Genomic DNA, 20,409 nt, shown 5'->3' with positions numbered 1-20,409 from the left:
AATAGATGAGGGGAATATAATGGTTTTAAAGAGAAAAATAAGATATGAAATTTCAGATTTAATAGAAGAGATAGATGCAGTGTTGCCAAAAGTAAATAAAGAACTTGAGAATAGAAAGCAAGGGATACCTGGGTACGGAGAAATAGACCAATTGGAAGCAATAAAAGAGGAATTGGAGGAAATAAGGAAAATGGCAATAGAGAATAAACTGCCACCGAAAGGAGAGAGATGGGTTAGATATGGATGGTATTTTACTCACGAAGATTGGGAAGTTGAACCTTCATTGGAGGAGAACCTGAAAGAAATAGCGGATATATATCACAGGAAACTAAAAGAATAAAATTTTTCTGTGTAGTACGGATTAAATATTTTGCAGCATCAGCAGGTACACCCTTTGAGATGAGGTCTTTGCCGCCAGAATATAAAATTACAAAACCATATAACGTATATTAAAGTAGTAAAACCATTTGAGGCATTGGAAGGTAAGACAGCATCATGGTTTAACCAGCCAGGAGGAGGGATACAATACAAAATGCCAAAGACAATAGAAGAATTAATAAATAAAGGATATATAAGATAGGTGGAGAAATAGTATGAATTTGAAGGAATTAAAAGAAAAATTAATAAAAAATAATATACCACAAGAATGGTGGGGTATTCCTGGACAATTTGCACCTTCTTCCGATTTCTGGTTAGAACAAAATGGTGATGGTACATGGATAGTGTATTATCAAGATGAGAGGGGAAATAAAGATACAATAAAAACTTTTAAATCGGAGGAAGAGGCATGTGAATTTTTTTACGATTTAGTAACTAAAGAATATGAAGAAGCAAAACCTTATATAGGTAAAGGCAAAAACTTGTAAAACTTATAAAACTTGGTACTACAGCTTTAAGCTATGGTACTGTTTTGAAAAATTATATAAATTTAACTGAGGAAACCTCGTAAAGACCAGATATAAAATTTTACCATAGTTTTTATTTTGTTATAACATCATTCTAACACAAAAATGATATGTTAAATTTATAAATACCCAAAATATAAAAGGGAATGATGTAATGAAAAACTTTTAATACTCACAATCGCCTTTTTGATATTGATTTCATACGTAATTTTACCTATCAGACAAAAGGGACGGTTCCTTTTGTCTGGTTTTTTCGGACAGGAGGAACCGTCCCCTTTGTCTGTGTGCTAAGGTGTAAACCCACATACAAGGGCTGTTGGAACATTTTCAATTCCTGTATCTTTTATAGGTATTACAATTGATGCAGCGGTTTCATAAGCAAGAAAATATCAAGCATATACCTCTTACTCAATATGCAAAAGAACTTAATGCACAAAAGTCTGATGAAATAAGGGCTATGAGTATATCATGGATAAAAGAAGAGGATATAAATATATGGTTTGTAGGAGATTTTAAAATTGGTCAATAAAAAACAGTAACGGGGGATGAAATTTATGGTGAAGAATTTTCCGGACCCTTATAAGAGATATTTTTCTCTTATAAGCATTTTTTTTATTTTAATATTAATACTGCCAAGTTGTAATATTCACAAAAATAATGATGAGCCAGGAATTGCAAACAGTATAAAAACGAAAATAGGCAATAATCCTCCAAAATTTGATTTTATTAATAAAGTAGTTATGGCTGAAAACAATAGCGATAAGATGATACAAAAAGCAAAAAAAGATTATCTGCAAGCATTGAATCTTCTTAAAAGAATGGGTAATGATAAAAAACTTCTTTATTTAACCGATCAAAATAAAAATTTAGAGCAAGTTACACAGAAAATGAAGGATGCTGCAGAAAGAAATGATAACTGGATTGAAACTTGGGAGTATGCAAAAGAAGTGTTGGTTGATGGGTATTATGTCTTGCCATTTAGTTTGTCGGACAATGACTTACCTGGCCTATATGGCGAGGCTTTGGATATTTACAAGACACTCTCATATGAAGTAGAAAGGTTGTCTCAAAAAATATTAGAGTATGAAAATAATAACAAAATAAATTTTGAGAGCTGGCTCAACCTATCATATGTAGAAGATACTATTGAAAATGTTAGAACTAATTTATTTAAACAGGTAGAACAATTTTTATCAGAGTATGAAAAATTAAGCCAAGAAAGTGTTAAAGATGAAAAGACACAAGTACAAAGGGCTAGAGCTTTAGGTTCGGCACTTTTGGTTCTTCAAATGGCGAAAAATCAAATTGAATGTAGTAAGATAATTATGGATTCCATAAAGATAGGGCAACATTCTGAGGAAGATAAAAGAGAAATTTTAAACTTATATAAAGAAAGAGCAGGAAAAGCGATAGAATCTATATCAAACGAAATAAAAAGCAAATCGTGGGGTGAAGAACTTTATAAATATTCTTTAGGAAATTATGACACTGCAAAAAAATTAGAAAAAAATAATTTTTATTCATTGGCTCTTGTTAAATACCAACTTTCCTATATATTTGCGACACTTTCAAAAGATTGGATGGAGTACCCAGATATAATACATTATAAAGACTTAAAAGCTAATGATGTTTCTGCAGAAAGCATAATTAGAAGCTGGAATGATAGTGTAAAAGAATTTGAGGAGATTGATAAAAAACTTGTTCAATATGAAAAAGAGGGGAAGGTCTTTTTAAATATAAGACTAGTTATCGAGATTTTTTATAAGAGCTGGTTTAATGTTGGCGATGGTTATCTTAGGAGATTTATAGAAACACAAAGCAACTGGAGGGAAATAGGTAATATTGCCTATATGAATATAGGACCGGTTCCTTTTGCTTTGAAAATGATTACGGAGGACTTAAAAAGTTTATCAACAAAATTGGATGATTATTAATATTCAACACAAAAGAGTTCTTAATTTTGTTAGATTATGAAGAAGTAGGCATTAAAAAAACGCCGTGACGGTTCCTCTCATCTGAACAATTTAAATTCGGACAAAGGGAACCGTCCCTTTTATCTGCATTAGCGGTATAAGAAACGTAGAAGACGAGCTAAAAATGTTTTTATGGGCATAATCAAACACCGTGGACGGTTCAAAAGATCTGAAGTTTACTGTTTAGGGAACACTTTACCATTTTCAATTTTTCTTAAAGTATCTCTGTTAATAAAACCATATTTAGAAGCATCGCTTTAGGAAAGTCCCAAAGATTTGCGTATATTTTTAAGTTCTTCACCAAAAGATTGTAAATCGTAATAGAATCCATCCATTTTTTAACACCCCATCCCGATTCAAATCGGGTTGAAATTATTTACTTTACCATATATTATATAGTTAAAGGAAAGATATGTAAAGGAGATAGAGAAGAAGATTTAATAAGATGGCATTATATGCCTGGGAGGTGATGCTGTTATATAAGAAAAAAGTTTAAATTATTTTTGTGAGGTGGTGATGATGGAGTTTTAATTTAGCGGTAAGATGAGCTTTTGAAGCTTGATTGAGTAAAATTGTAAAATATTGAAGACGAGACGAGAGGAAGAATATATCAAAAAAGTAATTTCATTATTTTTAATTTTGCTGCTTTTTACTGTCTCATCCTTTGAGGTAGTATTTGCTGCGGATAAAGCATCTGCTAATAAATCACAAATTTCTTCTGAAACGTATATTATAGAAGGAAATAAATATACAGTAAAAATAGTTGAAGATAATAACAGTATAAGAAAAGTGTTTGTAGAGGAAGAAGATAAGTTAACGGTTGTTACATATAATAATAAAGATACTACGGTAGGAATAGGAACTATAATTGGATTACTTGCAGGAGCAGGTGGAGTGGTAAGTTCTGCAATATATTTTTACAATGCTAAACAAGATGCTAATCATTGTGATTATTATTTTAATAGAGTTCAATTTTAAGAAGGTGTTTTTATGATTCTTCTTAGGCTTATGTTAATTACGGTCTTAATACTTAATAACATTTTAGTTTATCAACATTACAAGTATTTACATAAAAAAAATATCAGCGACATCGCACCACGAATAATAGTTCTTGTTTTGGTAGCAAATGTTCCAGCATTATTTGTTTTAATTAGTACATTTATTCCTCCTGGTAGATGAGGATTATTATCAAACAAAGGGGACGGTTCCTTTTGTCTGATTTTTTTCGGACGGGAGGAACCGTTCAGTATCTTGATGATATCTTCTGCGTTTTTTAACAGCTTAAATACATCTATAACCAAAATAGTCAGCTATTTTTCTCATAATAATTTTGACTAATCAGTAATGTTATAAACATGACCACTATTAAGGCAAATAGAGTTAATCCCATGACCATAAAAAGAAAATTGGATGTGATACCATACAGTACTAAAAATAAAACTCCAAAAACCCAGCAAATGTTGTTTATAAACTTTAAGGTGCCCTGAGCGCTTTTCATGGCAATATAAAGATCTCGTTCATCTGCATTTTTAAGTAAAACATCTTTAAAAACCTCATTTTTTCTAGCTAGAAATATGCTTATTACCACCAAGCCAAAGGCAAATGCAGCAGCAATTAAGAATTTTATTTCATGCCCTTTTGTCATATAAGCATAAAAACTTACAATTAGCAAAGAAATACCGAGGATTATATTTATAATTTTTTCACTTTTTATTTTCATATTTTTTATCCTCCTCTTTCATATTTTCCTCTAAACAGTACAAATCTTCAATTGTTGTCCCAAATAAAACAGCCAAGCGGTACGCCAGCATTAGTGATGGATTGTATTTTCCTTGTTCTAATGAAATAATGGTTCTTGTCGAGACGTGTACAGCTTCGGCTAATTGTTGCTGAGTCATGCCTTTCTTCAATCTATATTCTCGTATTTTATTTTTCAATAACATCCCTCCTAAATATGAAGTAAACTTCACGTGAAGTTTACTTCATATTATAGCTGGTATTTTTTATTTTGTCAATATCAAGAAATGAGGTAAATGACATTTCTATGAGATTGGAAGCTTACGCTTTATTATCTGAATCGGGTGGCTGTTTGTTTTTCAAAATATATTTATAATAAATAAAAATGGCTATTAAAAGAGCTATGCCGCCCAAAATGAAATATTTTTTAAGATGTGTATGGATTAAAGTCCAGTTATATCCTAAAAATCTTCCCAATGTAACAAATGTAGTTATCCATATTAATGCTCCAGGGTAGGCATGTACTGCAAATTTTAAGAATGATAGCCTTGTTATGCCAGAGAAATATCCTGTTATGTGCCTTACACCTGGAATAAAATAGGCAAAGAGAAGCAAATGATTTCCATATTTATCAAACCACTTATGAGCTTTTTCCAAATTTTTGGGAGTAAGGTGTATGTATTTGCCGTATTTTCTTATAATAGTTTCATTTAGAAGGATACCAAGGAAGTAAGAAGTTGTTATGCCTGTAATAACAGCGACTGTAGCGATTATTATAGTCAAAAAATAATTTAGCTTGCCCTGGAAAACTAAAAAACCACAGTAAGTAAGAAGGGTTTCACCAGGAGTTGGAGCTCCAATTAGTTCTATAGTCAAAATAGAAAAAATGATGATGTATCCATGTAAAGCAAACAAATTGGCTATGGTTTCAAAATTCATTTCTCATTCACTCCTATAAAAGGTAGATATGTAGATATAATGAATAATATCACAAAAAATTTTTCTTTTAAATACAAAACAGACAAAAGGGACGGGTCCTTTTGTCTGAGTTTTTCAGACGGGAGGAACCGTCCCCTTTGTCTGCGTTATAAATTGCGGTTTTCTTTGAATCTTGATAGGAAAGCTTGCAATCTTTCGCTTTTTGGGTCATTGAGGATTGATTCGGGTTTTCCCTGCTCTAGAATATATCCTTCGTTTATAAAAATTATGCGGTCAGATATTTCACGGGCAAAATCCAACTCATGAGTTACAAAAATCATAGCCATGTCTTTTTCTTCTTGTGCTATTTCGTTTAAGACATTTAAAACTTCTCCTACCATTTCTGGGTCAAGAGCAGAGGTAACCTCGTCAAGTAGAAGGATTTTAGGCCTCATTAAAACTGCTCTTGCAATGGCTACTCTTTGTTTTTGGCCTCCTGACAATTGATTCGGATAGTAGTTGATTTTGTCTGCCATTTTGACTCTTTTTAACATTTGAATGGCTTGCTCTTTTGCTTCTTCGGGGTCCACTCCCTTTACTTTTATAGGCGCAATAGTACAATTATCTAAAACTGTCATGTGAGGAAACAGATTATATTGCTGAAATACCATTCCTACTTTTGACCTCATTTTTCTAAGGTGTGCTTCATCTGCAGGAACAATTTTTCCATTCTTCGTCATAGTCCATAGGGATTCTCCTTCAATTTCTATGGTTCCGCTTGATGGTTTTTCTAATGTCATAAGCATTCTTATGAGGGTTGTTTTTCCTGAACCTGAAGAACCTATAATAGTTAATTTTTCTCCATAACCTACTTCAAGGTCAATTCCTTTTAAAACCTGCAATTTCCCAAAATTTTTCTTTACATTTATATATTTCACTAAAGGATTGTCAAAGCTAGTTATGGTACCTTCATGTACAATCATCTCTGGCTTTATATCCTTTTTTTGAACCCTACTTTTTCTGGTGGTTTTTATAATAAAGTCTGTACTTTCCATTGTTAACCTCCCCTTTTACATTCTTTTTTCTGCAGGACTTTTAAATTTTATTTCTAGATACTGTACGAGCAAAGAGGAAGGATAGCTAAAGATGAAAAATATTATCCCTACTAAAGTAAATACTTCTAGATATTGGAAATACTCTGAACCTATTATTTTTGCCTGCTGCAAAAGTTCAACAACAGAAATGGCGGCAAGTAAAGGTGTTTCTTTAAAAAGTGTTATTAAATAGTTCCCCATCATTGGTATAATTGGTGGGATAGCTTGAGGCAATATGACCAATGTCCAAGTTTGATAAGGAGTAAAATTTAATGACTTTGCTGCCTCCCATTGTTCTTTTTCAACTGCTTCAATTCCGGCTCTGTAGACCTCTGACAGGTAAGTGCTGTAATGAAGTCCTAATCCGATTATTCCAACTGTAAGAGCGGGTAATCTTATATTAAAACTTGGCAATGTGTAGTACAGGAAGAATAACTGGATTAATAAAGGAGTACGGCGTATAAATTCTACTATGGCTGTGGCACTGGAGGATATCCATCGAATTTTTGCTCTTTTTAAAAGTGTCCAGACAAGCCCTAAAATTGAGGCCAATAAAAACCCCAAGATTGTTGCAATAAAAGTGATTTTTGCAGCCGATAAAAGTTTTGGCAAGACTTTAAATGTAAATGACCAACTCCACATTTTTATGCCCTCCCTACATTGGCGCGTTTTTCCAATAGCTTAAACCCTGATGCAAATATTGTAGATATTGCATAGTAGATTAGCAGTATTAAGATGAATATTATAAAGGTATCTGCTATGTCATTTGTTCTCATTATCACTCCTGAGTAAGTTAAGTCTTCTAGGCCTATTAAAGATACTAAGGCTGTACCCTTTATGAGTTCTATCATTTGGTTTCCTAATCCAGGTAGCATTATTCTGATGGCCTGGGGGAATATGATATATCTCATCCTTTGTGAAGACGTAAAATTTAAAGCTTTTGCAGCTTCTATTTGTTCTTTGGGTACTGATAAAAAACCCGCTCTTACTATTTCTGCCGAATAAGCTCCGTAGTTTAAGGCTATTGCTACGACTCCAGCTGTGAATTTAGGTAACTCTATACCGAAAAAAGGGAGAACGAAATATATCCAGTAAAGTTGAACAAGCAATGAAGTTCCTCTAAATATTTCAACGTAAGTGCGTACAAGAAATCGAATTATTTTATGCCTATTTAGCAATAAAATTCCTGAAACAAAAGCAATCACAGAGGCTAGTAAAGCTGCAACAATTGTTAAAGAAATTGTAACTTTTGAGGCATCTACTAATCTTAGCAAGATGTTTAATATCTTGTCTATTTTAATCACCCCCATATTTGTTTGGTAAAAAGGAGTGCAGGGAGAAATTTTACTCCCTGCAAAATTTAAAAGGTTATTTGCATATGTCTTTGGCTTTTACGTCGCCAGGCAGTTCGTTTTCTGTGAATCCAAATTTTTTAAGGATTTTTAATAATTCTCCTGACTGTTTCATCTTTTCCAATTCTTCATTGTAAGCTTTGACAAAATCTGTATCTTCTTTTCTGAAGGCAGCTGCTCCATAGTTTCTCAAGACTTTTCCGTTGATTACTGGGTCTTTGAAGTCCATTACTCTTTCTATTTTGTCACTTTTAGCTGAGTCCAACATGGCCTGTAGTGAAGGTCCAGTCATTGTAACTGCGTCTACTCTTCCAGATTCTAACTCTGCGATGGCTGATGGCTGGTCATTGACAATCACAATTTGGTTTTCTTTTACTCCCACTTCTTTTAAGATTTTGGCTTCCTGTGCACCAGCCATAACAGCGACTTTTATACTCGAGTCTTTGGCTATGTCCTCATAACTGTGTAAATTTTTGGGGTTTCCTTTTTGAACAGCTAATGCTTCTCCGATTGAATATTCTGGGTTTGCAAAGGCAACCTGCTGGCATCTTTCAGGGGTTATAAACATTCCTGCTGTTATTACATCAAAGCGCTTCGCTTTAAGGCCAGAAATCAAAGAACCAAATTCTGTTAATTCGCCGTGTATCTTTTTTATGCCGAGCCTTTCAAAGATTACTTTTGCTATTTCTACTGCTTCTCCTGTTAGTTGTCCGTTGTCATCTTTATAGGCGTAAGGTTTTTCATTTGCGAATCCAATTTTTATTTCTCCCGTTTTTTGAGCTTTTTGTAAAGTCGTTTCTCCTGTCGTTGTGTTTCCACACCCGGCTAAAAATAGTGTGAAGGTCAGAGTTATAAACATTAAAATAACCAAAATTTTTTTGTACATTTTTTATTCCTCCCTTTTGATTAAAAATTTATAAAAAATAAAAGCCTGAACACTCTACCAGTAAAGAGGGTAGAGTGCCCAGGCTTCGCCTTCAACTTTTAGTTGAAGACTCACCTTAAACCATGCTTTCGCATAGTCTATCTTTGGCCCAGCGGACCAAAGCGAGCCCCAGCCTCTTTTAGCATTTTTCTGGACAGGTTTCGGAATTAGGTCTGTGATGACTTATTATAGTCTACTTTTGAGAAAAAACTCAAAAGCATACTATAACTCGCCATCTTTCCTACTACCTGCACATACTTCATGATAAAAGAGGATATTTAATTTTTATTTTTATATTATACCATATGTGAAATAATAGTCAACCTATTTTTTACAGTCCTTTTATAAATCCACCATCAATTGGAAGCACTACCCCTGTTACGTAGGAAGCTTTTTCTGATGCTAAAAACAAAACGGTTGATGCAAATTCTTCAACAGTTCCTAACCTTTTCATAGGAATGTCTGTAATCATGGATTTTTCAGCTTCTTCAAAGGTTATACCTTCTTTTTCAACTCTTGCTTTAAGGAGATTTTCTATTCTTTCTGTCATTGTGTAACCAGGGGCTACGGCATTTGCAGTAATTCCAAAGGGCGCTAGTGCATTTGAGACAGATTTTATAAATGATATTACTCCCATTCTTGAGACATTGGAAAGGATTAAATTATCAAGGGGCTGTTTTACTGATATTGATGTTGAAGCTATTATCCTTCCCCATTTTTGATTTATCATAAAATCTTTTACTGCATACACTGCATATATTGTGCTCATTAAATTTAATTCAACTGCTTTTAAATAGTCTTCAGGCTTTACATCAAAAAATCCACCAGCAGGAGGACCTCCTGCATTTGCAAAGAGGATGTGGATTGTGCCGAATCTTTCTACCGTTTCTCTTACAGCTCTTTCAATGTCTTCTTTACGGGTTACATCGCCTACAATTGTTAAAACTTCTTTTCCTGTTGCCGACTTTATTTCATCGGCTGCTTTTTTAAGGTTTTCTTCGCTTCTTGAGATTATAGCGACATTGGTTCCTTCTTTTGCAAGTTCTAAAGCGACTGCTTTTCCAAGACCTTTACTTCCAGCCATTACAAATGCTACTTTATTTTTAAGGCCGAGGTCCATATAAATCTCTCCTTGTAAGACTATTTGTTTAACAATTATTTTATCATTTTTTTAAAGAGTTTTGAAGTTTTCTTTGGAAATATCTGCTTTTACATGTATAATATAATTAAGGAAGGATAAGTAAAGGGCTATTTGTAAATAAAGGAATTACTATTGAAAGGATACAGTATGAGCCTTTAATCCATAAGGATTTTGGGATTCTGCAAGGACCTAAAAATATTAAAAAGGGGGAATTTTTCTTGAGTACACATTTGTTAGAGAGAAAAGATGTAGATGAAAGATTGACATGGGATTTGTCAGGGATTTTCAAAACAGAGGAGGAATATGAGGAGGCGATAAAGAAGGTGCAAGAACTTACAATGGAGTTAGAAGAAGAGTTTAAAGGCAAAATTGATACTTCTAAGACGATTAACAACTGCTTGGATAAATTAAAGGTATTAGCCCAATTGCTTACTCTTGTAGGTTCCTATGCTCATTTGGCTGTTTCAGTGGACCAAACAAACACAGAAAATTTACAGAAACAAATGAAATTTTCTAATATAGCCTCTGATATTGAAAGCAGGATAAGTTTTATAGAGTCAGAAATTATAGTATTAGATGAAAAAATAATAAATCAAGCTATAGAAGAATCAAAAGAGAATGCAAATTATCTTAGAAAAATACTCAGAAAAAAGAAACATGCTCTTCATCCAGAGGTTGAAAAAGCTTTATCAGCATTATCAGCTGTATTAGAGGCACCTGAACATATTTACAATATGGCAAAATTGGCAGATATGGACTTTGGAACTTTTACAGTCGATGGGAAAGAGTATCCTTTGAGTTTTTCTTTGTTTGAAACAAAGTGGGAATATGAAGAAGATACTAAGATTAGAAGAGCTGCTTTTGAGGCTTTTTCTAAGAAATTGAGAGAATACCAACACACCATAGCAGCAGTTTATCAGACACAGGTGCAAAAGGAAAAGACTATAGCAACTTTAAGGCGTTTTGATTCTGTTATTGACAGTCTTTTGTTTCATCAGGAAGTTGATAGAGAACTGTACGATAGACAAATTGATTTGATAATGGAACATTTAGCACCTTATATGAGGAAATTTGCAAAACTTTTACAAAAAATACATAGGATAGAAGAGATGACTTTTGCTGATCTAAAATTGGAAGTAGACTCTGAATTTGAACCATCTATAACCATTGAAGAAGCTAAAAAGTACATAGAAGAAGGTTTATCAGTTTTTGGCGAAGATTACAGGGAAATGGTGAGAAGGGCATTTAATGAAAGATGGATAGACTTTGCCGAAAACAAAGGGAAGTCTACAGGAGCTTTTTGCGCTTCACCTTATGGCTCACATCCTTATATTTTAATCAACTGGGCTGACAAAATGAGGGAAGTTTTTGTTCTTTCTCACGAATTAGGTCATGCAGGACATTTTTATTTAGCTCACCAGCATCAAAATATATTTGATTCTAGACCATCTATGTATTTTGTAGAGGCTCCTTCTACAATGAATGAGCTTTTAATGGCTAATTATCTGATGAAAAATAATAAGGATAAAAGGATGAGAAGGTGGGTACTTTCTACCTTGATATCGAGAACCTATTATCACAATTTTGTGACCCATCTATTAGAAGCAGCTTATCAAAGAGAAGTATATATGATAATTGATAAAGGTGGTTCTGTTACAGCACCTATTTTAAATAAATTAAAAAGAGAAGTTTTAGAGAAGTTTTGGGGAGATGCTGTAAAAATAAATGAGGGAGCAGAGCTTACCTGGATGAGACAACCTCATTATTACATGGGACTTTACCCATATACTTACAGTGCAGGACTTACTATAGCCACACAAGTAAACAAGAGATATTTACAAGAAGGGCAAAAGGCTTTGGAAGACTGGAAAGAGGTATTGAAAGCTGGCGGTACAAAAACTCCTGTGGAACTGGCAAGAATGGCGGGAGTGGATATAACTACAGAGAAGCCATTATTGGATACAATTGAGTATATTGGAGATATGATAGATGAAATAATTAAATTAACAGAGGAATTAGAAAAATAAAACGACAAGAGCTGACATTTTAATTGATACCTATTTTTGGGTATCAGTTTTTTATAAAATTTTACTGGAAATTTTGGAGGATTTTTGAGGTTTTTGTAGAATATATTAGGTAAAAGTGTAAACTTATTGGAGGAGGTGATATTGGTGAAGAATATATTTACATATACGGGAAATCCTTTTGTAGATGCCGGTATAACTGCTATGTTAGTATGGTTTGGGAAAGATAAGCCAGAAGAAATTGAAAAGGAAGATTTAGAGAAGTTGATTGATGAGATAACTGATTTATACATCAAAGAAGGTTGGAATAAGATAATGTATTCTATTTTTCCTAATAGTAAGTTGACAAATCCTAGTGTGAAGGACAAAAAAGGTGAGTATGGTAAATTTTTAAATGAGTTGTTATCAGAAATTACTCCATTATCTACAGAAGGAAATTGTATTGCTTGTGGCAGGAGAAATTCAAAAAGGCATTTTACAAAAACTCAAGTGCCTTTAACAGGAACAAGTGATTTCGTAAATTTCTTTTCTTATGGGAGCGAAGGGGCAGATTATTGTTCTGCTTGCGCTTTAGCTATTCAATTTTCTCCTCTTATCTTTTATAAAGCCGGTAATTTAGTGTGTTTACAGTCAAATAATAAAGAAGTGGAGAAAATTTATGCTAATAAATGCAAGGCATTTATTGATATGCAAAAGGCGACAAAAAAATACACTGGGTGTAATGACGAAGGATATACAAATCCTATAAATGCTTTGTTTCATTTGGCTACAGATATTATATTAACCTATGATAGAAGGGACTGGCAAAAAGAAAATACAAATATAAGGCTTTACTATTTTACTAATTTTAATCAACCACCTATTGATAATTTATCAATATACGATATGCCAGATAAGATATTTAAATTTTTGGCTTATGCCCTTCAACATGAGGAAAAGGACAATTGGAAGAAGATTATAAAAAGAGGGTATATATCATCAAAAAAAGTTGATTTAGAGGATGAAGGAAAATATAAAAACTTAAGAAATGATGTTTATGAAAGGCTTTTGAGAGGGCAGTCAATATTGGGATATTTTATAGACGCTAGTGAGAGAAAAACTTTAGTAAATTGGAGTTTTCTTGAGTATTACATGAAAGGAGTGAGAGGTTTGGAAGAAAAAAGACTTGAGACTATAAAAAGAGTTAGTGATGATATTGCACAACTAATAAAAATGAAAGGAAATGTGCGAAGGCTTACGCAATTAGAGACATCAAAAACTTATGGAGATTTTAGGAATGTACTAAGACTCATAATTAAAGATAGGATAAGTGCAGGGCTTGAAAAACCTTTATTTACAATTGATGAATACGAAAAATATCTTTTCCCTGAAGGTAATTTATCTTGGAAGGAAACCCAAGACCTTATAATTTTTAGGCTTTATGAGCAATTGCATAATTGGCTAGTTGATAATAGCAATGAAGAAATAAAAGAAAGTTTAATAAAAAACGACGAGATTGAAAGTGAAAATAAAGATAAGGAGGAATTAATCTATGAATAATGTAAATGGTTTTATATTAATAGATGCTCCTGCTTCTGCATTGAATAATGCGGGTCCAGATGTTGGCGCAAAGACAGAAAATACAATTGCTGTAAAGAAAATAAGAAGAGGTAGAGGGGAATACGTATACGTTTCAGGGCAAGCTTTTAGGTATTGGATGAGAAGTTCTTTAGAAAATATCTTTAGATGGGAATTATCACCGATTGAGAGAGAATCAAAAATAGCTTTTACAGCAGCAAATCCCTTTAAATACCCAGATGATGACGTGTTTGGATATATGAAAGCAATAGGTAAAAAATCTGGCACCACTCTCACAAGAGTTTCTCCTTTTAAGTGTTCACCATTAATTTCTGTAACTCCTGTAAATATCGTGAATGATTTTGGAGTTATGGCAAGGCATGAAGGAGACCCCGTGCCTTATGAACATGAGTTTTACTCAACAGTTTTAAAAGGAATTTTTTCACTTGACTTAGATTCGGTGGGTAGATTTAGCAGTGTAAATAAAACTGGATATATGAATATAACGGAAGCATATAAAGAAGAATGGGAAGCACATAATTGTATAGTTGAAGAAGATGGGAAAGTTGTAACCTTACCAGCGGAGGTAAGGGCTAAAAGAGCTAGTGAACTCATAGGAGTGTTGCCGTATATATTTGGAGGAGCTAAGCAAACATCCCATTTAACAGATATTTCTCCTAAATTTATAGTTTTGGCTATTCTAAATTGCGGAAATAACATCTTTATGAATATTGCAGTTGATGACAAAGGAGAAGCTGCTATAAATGTAAAAGCTTTAAAAGAAGTTATTTTGGATTATCAAGAAAACATTATTTCTGATGTGTATATTGGGAAAAGAGAAGGATTTATGGATGAATACACTGAAGATTTAAAACAGATGGTTGATGAATTAAACAGTACATTATCAAATATTAAAGTACATCTTTTAACAGTAAATGAGGCGGTGTCTAATTTTCAGCAAGTGGTTAGTGGCTTTTATAAGAGGTGATATAACATGAGAGTTTTAAGGGTGCATCTTGTGGGCTGGACTGCATCATTTAGGTATCCAATCTTTGTAACAGGGTATCAGCCTACTTTACCTGTACCTCCTGTGTCTACGATATATGGTCTTATTTCTGCAGCTAAAGGAGAGTATATAACACCTAAAGATACAAAAGTAGGTTATGTAATGAGAAGTGATGCAAAAGGGGTTGATTTAGAAACTATATACATGCTTTCAAATGACAATAGTGTAAAATCTAATATCTATAAAAGAGAATTTTTGTTAAATCCAGATTTGTATGTGTACCTTACAAATTTAAGCTTTAAAGAAGCTTTTAAAAAACCGGAGTATTCTCTTCTTTTAGGTAGGAGTTCTGATTTGATGATGGTAGAGGAGGTTAAAGAGATAGATTTAGTACAAAAGCATGGTAAAAAAAGAGTTGGAGGTACAGTTGTACCTTTTGGGGAGGAAGGTGTCTGGGGTCCTCTTCAAGCACTGCCTATGTATTTTTCAAATACAATTCCTAGGGAAGCTATTCGCATTAGACCGTATTATGTTTTAGGAGATTTTATTGAGTATGAAGGAGATAGTTTTTGGTACGATGAGGAATTAGATTGGGGAGTATATATACATGGGTAAGAAAATATTAGCAAAAAGCAGTGAATATGGAGAGGAAACACTTATTCAACATACACGAAATGCCCTTTTAGTTTTTAAAAGTTTAAAAGATACCTACCCAGAAGTTGTTGAGATTTGTGATGATGAGAAATTTTATGAGTACCTTTTTGTAACTGTATTTCTACACGATTTTGGCAAGGCAGCAGAAGGATTCCAAAAGATGCTAAAAGAGGGGAAACCATGGGGATACAGGCACGAGATAATATCAGCAGGTTTTATCTCATGCTTGCCCTATTCCGAAGATGTAAAAAAAGATATTGCTCTTGCGATTATTACACACCACAAAGACTTATATGAACTGCAAGAAAGTTATTCTACTTTGACAACGCCCGGAAAAGACAATTATATAAAAAAGTTAAAAGAACTAGAGGAAAATATAAAGTACTTGCAGTTTATGATAGATAAGGTGCCAGAGTGGAGTAAAGAATTTTTAGGATATGAAATTAGATTAAAACAGATACAGTCTATGGAACAAATAGAAGATGCCTTTCATTTTGCTGCAAAAGAATACTTAAATGATTATGAAGACAAAAAAATTAAAAATGATAAAAGAAAGTTATTTTTAGGAGGGTTTTTGACTGCATGTGACCATTTATCGTCAGCTTCCCAAGAGGAAATAGTAAAAGCGATTTCAGACATGAAAAAAATATTTAAATTTGAAAATTATAAAGATACGCAATTAAAAGCCATGAATACAAAAGGTTCAGCCGTTTTAATTGCACCAACTGGTTATGGGAAAACGGAAGCCTCTCTTTTGTGGAGTAATTACAACCAAAATGAATCAAAGGGAAAGAGAGTGTTTTATCTACTGCCTTATACAGCAAGTATTAATGCTATGTACAATAGGCTCAAAGATTCTTTTGGAGACGAAAGAGTGGCTTTGCTTCATGGGAAGGCTTTGTATTTTCTATATAAAGAGTTTACAAAATCAGAAGAAAATTATTTTGACGCAGTAAATAAGGCAAGGACAAAATATGATTTATCTAAAAAAATTTTTAAACCCTATAAAGTGTTAACCCCATTTCAAATATTAAAATACTTCTTTGGTGTTACTGGATTTGAGCAGCATATTGGTGAAATGACAGGTGGACTTTTTATTGTGGATGAAGTTCATAGCTATGACCCTCATACTACCGCTTTGATATTGGAAAGTTTAAAATATTTAAAAGAAGAGTATAAAGCCGAAGTTTTTATTATGTCAGCTACTTTACCAGAATTTTTAAAAAAACTTTTTATAGAAGAATTAAATATAAAAGCTTTAATTGAGCCTAAAAAAGAAGAACTTAAAAAGATTGTAAGGCACAAGGTCTTAGTCACTGAAGGGGATGTTTTTTCTAATATAGGTAAAATAATAAAAGATATAAAAGAAAGTAAAAAGGTTCTTGTTGTTTGTAATACGGTGGATCGTGCACAGAAAGTTTATAATGAACTAAAAGATTATACAAGTAAAAGAGCTCTTTTACATTCGCGATTTATTTTAAAGGACAGAGAAAGAATAGAGAAGAATTTGGACAAAGTTCAATTATTAGTAGGTACACAGGCAATAGAAGTCTCATTAGATATAGACTTTGATGTTTTATATACCGAACCTGCTCCTATTGATGCACTTATTCAGAGGTTTGGGAGGGTAAACAGAAGAGGAGTTAAGGGTATATCGCCAGTTTATATTTTTTCACAAGGATCTTGTGAAGACAAATTTGTTTATAAGAATCAAAAGGTTGTGAGTAAAACATTGGAACTTTTAAGTAAATATGATATGATAAGCGAAGATTTAATACAAAATTTAGTTAATGAAGTTTATAAAGATGGCTATATAGATAAAGATTATGAGGAATTTCTAAAAGCAAAAGATAGCTTTAGAAATGTTATAAGTCAATTGTATCCCTTTATTGAAAATAAATATTTAAAAGAAGAGTTTTATGAACTGTTTGATAATAGAGAAGTTGTACCTTATATATTTGAAGAAGAGTATATAAACAAAATTAAAAATAAAGAATACTTTGAAGCTGCAGGATATGTAGTAGGTATTTCTCAGGGAAGATATATCGCTTTAAAAAAACAGGGACTCATTGAAGATAAAGGCTATGATGTAGATTTTGTGTATTGTGAATATGATAAGGATTTAGGACTTCTCATTGATAAACCTTATGATAATGTATTTACAACGTAACTTTTAATATTAATAAGGTGATATTATGGATTTACTAACTGGTACAGAAATAAATTATTATTTTGTGTGTAAGCATAAACTTTGGCTTTTTACTCATGGTATAAATATGGAGCATAATTCTGATTATGTGGATATAGGAAAAGTGCTTCATGAAAAAAGCTTTCAGAGGGAGGATAAAGAGATTCTTCTTGATGGACGTATAAAAATAGATTTTGTAAAAAATCAATTGGAAATACATGAAACTAAGAAGAGTAAAGCAATAGAAGGAGCGACGAAGTACCAAGTTTTATACTATATTTATTATTTGAAAAAGAAAGGTGTGGACAAAGTTACAGGAGTTATACATTATATAAATAATCATTCGAGGGAGGAGATTACTCTTAGTGAGCAGGATGAGAATAAAATAAAGGAAGTAATTGAAGAAATCAACAAAATAAAATTAATGGATAAACCACCGGCTAAAGTAAAAAGTAAAATTTGTACAAAATGTAGTTATTATGAATTGTGTTTTAGTTAGAAGGTGATTTTATGAAAAGAAGCTATTATTTAAATGCTAATGGCAGGATAAGCAGAAAAGACAATACAATATATTTTGAAAGTGAAACATTCGGAAAAAAACCCTTACCCGTGCAAAACGTCCAAGAGATATTTTTGTTTGGAGAAGTTGATTTAAATACAAAAGCAATCAATTTTTTAGCACAAAACAACATAACACTTCATGTTTTTAATTATTATGGATATTATATGGGAAGCTTTTATCCGCGAGAACATCTGCCTTCGGGTTTTTTGCTAGTAAAGCAAGTAGAAAAATATAAAGAGGAGCATGAAAGGCTAAAAATTGCAAAGGAAATTATTAATGGTGCTAGCCATAATATTTTAAAGAATGTCAAATATTATGCAAATAGAAAAGAAGGATTAAATGAGTATGTTGAAAGGATAGAAAATGAGAGGAAAAATATAAAGGATGCTAAGACTATAAGCGAACTCATGGGGGTTGAAGGTAGGATTAGAAATATATATTATAGTGCTTTTGAAACAATAATTGAGGGAAAATTTGAATTTAAAAATAGGACAATGAATCCTCCGGATAATCCCATAAATGCCTTGATTTCTTTTGGTAATTCTATGATGTATTCTATAGTTCTTACAGAAATATACAATACGCAACTAAATCCAACTATAAGTTATTTACATGAGCCGGGTGAAAGGAGATTTTCTTTAAGCCTTGATATAAGTGAAATTTTTAAGCCAATAATTGTAGATAGGATTATTTTTAGTTTGATAAATCAAAAAATGATAAGAGAAGAACATTTCGATCAAGAATTAGAAATGTGTTATCTAAATGAGAAAGGAAGAGTTATATTTCAGAGAGAATTTGAAGAAAAATTGGGCACCATAATAAAACATCCAAAACTGAACAGAAGTGTGAGTTATAGAAGACTTATAAGACTTGAATGTTACAAGATTATAAAGCATTTGTTGGATGAAGAAGAGTATGAATCATTAAAAATGTGGTGGTAATGTGTATGTACTTATAGTTTATGACGTTGAAGAAAAAAGGGTTGCAAAAGTAAATAAATTTTTAAAGACCTATTTGAATTGGGTACAAAATTCTGTTTTTGAGGGGGAATTAACAGAGGCTCAATTAAATAGAATTATCTTATGGTTTAAAGGACATTTGGATTTAAGATGTGATTCCGTTTTAATATATACTGCCAGCTCTGAAAAGTGGCTATCTAAAAAGATTATTGGAGTAGAGAAAAATTCTACAGATAATATTTTGTGAGGGGATAAGATGAGAATAAGATTAACACTAGTGCCGGAAGAGGATAAAAGTCTAAATATAAACTATAATTACTTTTTATCAGGATGGATATACAATACTTTAAAAAAAGCAAATAAAGAATATGCAGAAGAGCTCCACGCAAAAGGATATAGTTATGGGAAAAAAGTCTTTAAGTTATTTACTTTTTCTCAATTGCGTAGTAAAAACCTTAAGATAGTTAATGAAAATATAATGTTTTTAGATAAGACATACTTATATATAACTTCTCCTAAAAAAGAGTTTTTGTTAAATTTTGTGAGTGAAGTCTTAAATAATGATGTTCTCAAATTGCAAGATTATGAGTTTAAGATTGAGAGCGTGGAAGTACTAAAAGAACCAGAGTTTAATAATGAAGAAAATAAGTTTATATGCTTATCTCCAATTGTAACTTCTACAGCTATAGAAATCGATGGTAAAAGAAAAAGTGTAAATCTACCTTTGCATCACCCGAGATTTGTAGAGAATTTAAAAAACAATCTAATTGAAAAATATTACGTGCTTTACAATGCGTTACCAGATAATTTAAGTCTTAATATTAATTTTGACATGGAATATTATTCACAAAAACCAAAAGGTAAAAGGATAAAATATAAAAATGTTTATGTTCGAGGATATATGGTGCCCTTTACAATGTCAGGAAATATTGAACTAATCAAAGTGGCGTATGATTGCGGTATGGGAGAGAAAAATAGTGCAGGGTTTGGAATGATACAAAAAATAAGATGAATATTTATTAATTTAATTTCTTGTCGACCTCTCCCAATGTAAAAATCATAGGAGGTCGACAAGAAAAAAATTATAATATAACGTTTTCTATTTCTCGATGGGAAAACAGGTTTTTTAAACAAATGAATTATTATACATTTTATTGGCGACTTTATTTTGCCTAGGATATTGTAAAATAGCCAATGTTATGCTAAAGTAAACTTAAATAAAGGAAGTATTATCATGCAATTTTCATGGATTTAATCTAACCATAGTGGAATTGAAACTTTTAATAAATCTTTGCCCTAAAACGATATTTTCGATTTAATCTAACCATAGTGGAATTGAAACGAGCCAGAACCAGCACCAGCAAGACAAATGTATATTTATTTAATCTAACCATAGTGGAATTGAAACTTAAAT

24 protein-coding genes and 1 pseudogene are annotated in these 20,409 nt (G+C 32.3%); 16 read left to right on the top strand and 9 right to left on the bottom strand.

The window, feature by feature from the left end; genetic code table 11:
• From BUB32_RS12130 to BUB32_RS12115, 5 genes are all read left to right on the top strand, one after another.
• Positions 1-340: hypothetical protein (locus BUB32_RS12130; RefSeq protein ID WP_234949301.1), on the top strand; the 340-nt coding region annotated here is incomplete at its 5' end.
• Between the two features lie 81 nt (positions 341-421).
• A complete protein-coding gene (locus BUB32_RS13390) occupies positions 422-580 on the top strand; it encodes a TNT domain-containing protein (RefSeq protein ID WP_084727022.1) in 159 nt (52 codons plus the stop codon).
• Between the two features lie 13 nt (positions 581-593).
• A complete protein-coding gene (locus BUB32_RS12120) occupies positions 594-866 on the top strand; it encodes a hypothetical protein (RefSeq protein ID WP_072969591.1) in 273 nt (90 codons plus the stop codon).
• Positions 867-1,266: 400 nt separating this feature from the next.
• Entirely contained in the window at positions 1,267-1,434 is a 168-nt protein-coding gene (locus BUB32_RS12870) for a hypothetical protein (protein ID WP_159428544.1), read from the top strand.
• Between the two features lie 25 nt (positions 1,435-1,459).
• The gene (locus BUB32_RS12115) at positions 1,460-2,839 is read left to right on the top strand and encodes a hypothetical protein (RefSeq protein ID WP_072969590.1); all 1,380 of its coding nucleotides are present in this window, start codon (positions 1,460-1,462) and stop codon (positions 2,837-2,839) included.
• Positions 2,840-3,057: 218 nt separating this feature from the next.
• Here BUB32_RS12115 and BUB32_RS13300 read toward each other — a convergent pair.
• A pseudogene (locus BUB32_RS13300) lies at positions 3,058-3,213 on the bottom strand (helix-turn-helix domain-containing protein); the annotation flags it as partial.
• Between the two features lie 247 nt (positions 3,214-3,460).
• Between BUB32_RS13300 and BUB32_RS12105 the strand changes: the two are divergent.
• On the top strand, positions 3,461-3,856 hold the full coding sequence (locus BUB32_RS12105; RefSeq protein WP_072969589.1) for a hypothetical protein: 396 nt from the start codon (positions 3,461-3,463) through the stop codon (positions 3,854-3,856).
• Between the two features lie 12 nt (positions 3,857-3,868).
• Positions 3,869-4,057, top strand: coding sequence for a hypothetical protein (locus tag BUB32_RS12100; protein WP_072969588.1), 189 nt, complete (start codon positions 3,869-3,871; stop codon positions 4,055-4,057).
• A gap of 127 nt (positions 4,058-4,184) precedes the next feature.
• Here the strand turns inward: BUB32_RS12100 and BUB32_RS12095 are convergent, their stop codons facing one another.
• From BUB32_RS12095 to BUB32_RS12060, 8 genes are all read right to left on the bottom strand, one after another.
• Complete coding sequence (locus BUB32_RS12095) at positions 4,185-4,598, bottom strand: DUF2178 domain-containing protein (RefSeq protein ID WP_072969587.1); 414 nt, start codon at positions 4,596-4,598, stop codon at positions 4,185-4,187.
• Positions 4,582-4,821, bottom strand: coding sequence for a helix-turn-helix transcriptional regulator (locus BUB32_RS12090; RefSeq protein ID WP_234949300.1), 240 nt, complete (start codon positions 4,819-4,821; stop codon positions 4,582-4,584). Before BUB32_RS12090 ends, BUB32_RS12095 begins: the two co-directional genes overlap by 17 nt.
• Positions 4,822-4,936: 115 nt before the next feature.
• Positions 4,937-5,554: a DedA family protein gene (locus BUB32_RS12085; RefSeq protein WP_072969585.1), complete on the bottom strand. Its 618-nt coding sequence runs from the start codon at positions 5,552-5,554 to the stop codon at positions 4,937-4,939.
• A gap of 146 nt (positions 5,555-5,700) precedes the next feature.
• On the bottom strand, positions 5,701-6,516 hold the full coding sequence (ehuA, locus tag BUB32_RS12080; RefSeq protein WP_072969592.1) for an ectoine/hydroxyectoine ABC transporter ATP-binding protein EhuA: 816 nt from the start codon (positions 6,514-6,516) through the stop codon (positions 5,701-5,703).
• 87 nt (positions 6,517-6,603) lie between these two features.
• Positions 6,604-7,269, bottom strand: a complete 666-nt coding sequence (ehuD, locus tag BUB32_RS12075) for an ectoine/hydroxyectoine ABC transporter permease subunit EhuD (protein ID WP_072969584.1) — start codon at positions 7,267-7,269, stop codon at positions 6,604-6,606.
• A 2-nt stretch (positions 7,270-7,271) separates the two neighbouring features.
• Positions 7,272-7,931: an ectoine/hydroxyectoine ABC transporter permease subunit EhuC gene (gene ehuC / locus BUB32_RS12070; protein ID WP_200773891.1), complete on the bottom strand. Its 660-nt coding sequence runs from the start codon at positions 7,929-7,931 to the stop codon at positions 7,272-7,274.
• A gap of 64 nt (positions 7,932-7,995) precedes the next feature.
• Positions 7,996-8,865: an ectoine/hydroxyectoine ABC transporter substrate-binding protein EhuB gene (ehuB, locus tag BUB32_RS12065; RefSeq protein ID WP_072969582.1), complete on the bottom strand. Its 870-nt coding sequence runs from the start codon at positions 8,863-8,865 to the stop codon at positions 7,996-7,998.
• 370 nt (positions 8,866-9,235) lie between these two features.
• Positions 9,236-10,024 carry an SDR family oxidoreductase gene (locus BUB32_RS12060; RefSeq protein ID WP_072969581.1) on the bottom strand — a complete coding sequence of 263 codons (789 nt, stop codon included), beginning with the start codon at positions 10,022-10,024 and terminating at the stop codon, positions 9,236-9,238.
• Between the two features lie 239 nt (positions 10,025-10,263).
• Between BUB32_RS12060 and pepF the strand changes: the two genes are divergently transcribed.
• The 9 genes from pepF to cas6 all read left to right on the top strand — a co-directional run bounded on the left by pepF (position 10,264) and on the right by cas6 (position 20,007).
• Complete coding sequence (gene pepF / locus BUB32_RS12055) at positions 10,264-12,072, top strand: oligoendopeptidase F (RefSeq protein ID WP_072969580.1); 1,809 nt, start codon at positions 10,264-10,266, stop codon at positions 12,070-12,072.
• A 144-nt stretch (positions 12,073-12,216) separates the two neighbouring features.
• Positions 12,217-13,608, top strand: coding sequence for a type I-B CRISPR-associated protein Cas8b1/Cst1 (gene cas8a1, locus BUB32_RS12050; protein WP_072969579.1), 1,392 nt, complete (start codon positions 12,217-12,219; stop codon positions 13,606-13,608).
• Complete coding sequence (gene cas7i, locus BUB32_RS12045; protein WP_072969578.1) at positions 13,601-14,614, top strand: type I-B CRISPR-associated protein Cas7/Cst2/DevR; 1,014 nt, start codon at positions 13,601-13,603, stop codon at positions 14,612-14,614. The genes cas8a1 and cas7i overlap by 8 nt, the downstream gene beginning before the upstream one ends.
• 6 nt (positions 14,615-14,620) lie before the next feature.
• Positions 14,621-15,247 (top strand): type I-B CRISPR-associated protein Cas5b, encoded by a 627-nt coding sequence (gene cas5b, locus BUB32_RS12040; protein ID WP_072969577.1) that lies wholly within the window; start codon positions 14,621-14,623, stop codon positions 15,245-15,247.
• Positions 15,240-17,456: a CRISPR-associated helicase/endonuclease Cas3 gene (locus BUB32_RS12035; RefSeq protein ID WP_072969576.1), complete on the top strand. Its 2,217-nt coding sequence runs from the start codon at positions 15,240-15,242 to the stop codon at positions 17,454-17,456. Before cas5b ends, BUB32_RS12035 begins: the two co-directional genes overlap by 8 nt.
• A gap of 25 nt (positions 17,457-17,481) precedes the next feature.
• Complete coding sequence (gene cas4, locus BUB32_RS12030; RefSeq protein WP_072969575.1) at positions 17,482-17,973, top strand: CRISPR-associated protein Cas4; 492 nt, start codon at positions 17,482-17,484, stop codon at positions 17,971-17,973.
• Positions 17,974-17,984: 11 nt separating this feature from the next.
• Positions 17,985-18,977: a type I-B CRISPR-associated endonuclease Cas1b gene (cas1b, locus tag BUB32_RS12025; RefSeq protein ID WP_072969574.1), complete on the top strand. Its 993-nt coding sequence runs from the start codon at positions 17,985-17,987 to the stop codon at positions 18,975-18,977.
• Between the two features lies 1 nt (position 18,978).
• The gene (gene cas2, locus BUB32_RS12020) at positions 18,979-19,242 is read left to right on the top strand and encodes a CRISPR-associated endonuclease Cas2 (protein WP_072969573.1); all 264 of its coding nucleotides are present in this window, start codon (positions 18,979-18,981) and stop codon (positions 19,240-19,242) included.
• 9 nt (positions 19,243-19,251) lie between these two features.
• Positions 19,252-20,007 carry a CRISPR-associated endoribonuclease Cas6 gene (gene cas6, locus BUB32_RS12015; RefSeq protein WP_072969572.1) on the top strand — a complete coding sequence of 252 codons (756 nt, stop codon included), beginning with the start codon at positions 19,252-19,254 and terminating at the stop codon, positions 20,005-20,007.
• Positions 20,008-20,409 lie beyond the last annotated feature (402 nt).

It is taken from the genome of Thermoanaerobacter uzonensis DSM 18761 (genome assembly GCF_900129115.1).
In the GTDB taxonomy this organism is placed as follows: Bacteria; Bacillota; Thermoanaerobacteria; order Thermoanaerobacterales; family Thermoanaerobacteraceae; genus Thermoanaerobacter; species Thermoanaerobacter uzonensis.
Note: the sequence above shows the minus strand (reverse complement) of the source record. Positions and strands in the feature narration are given on the sequence as shown.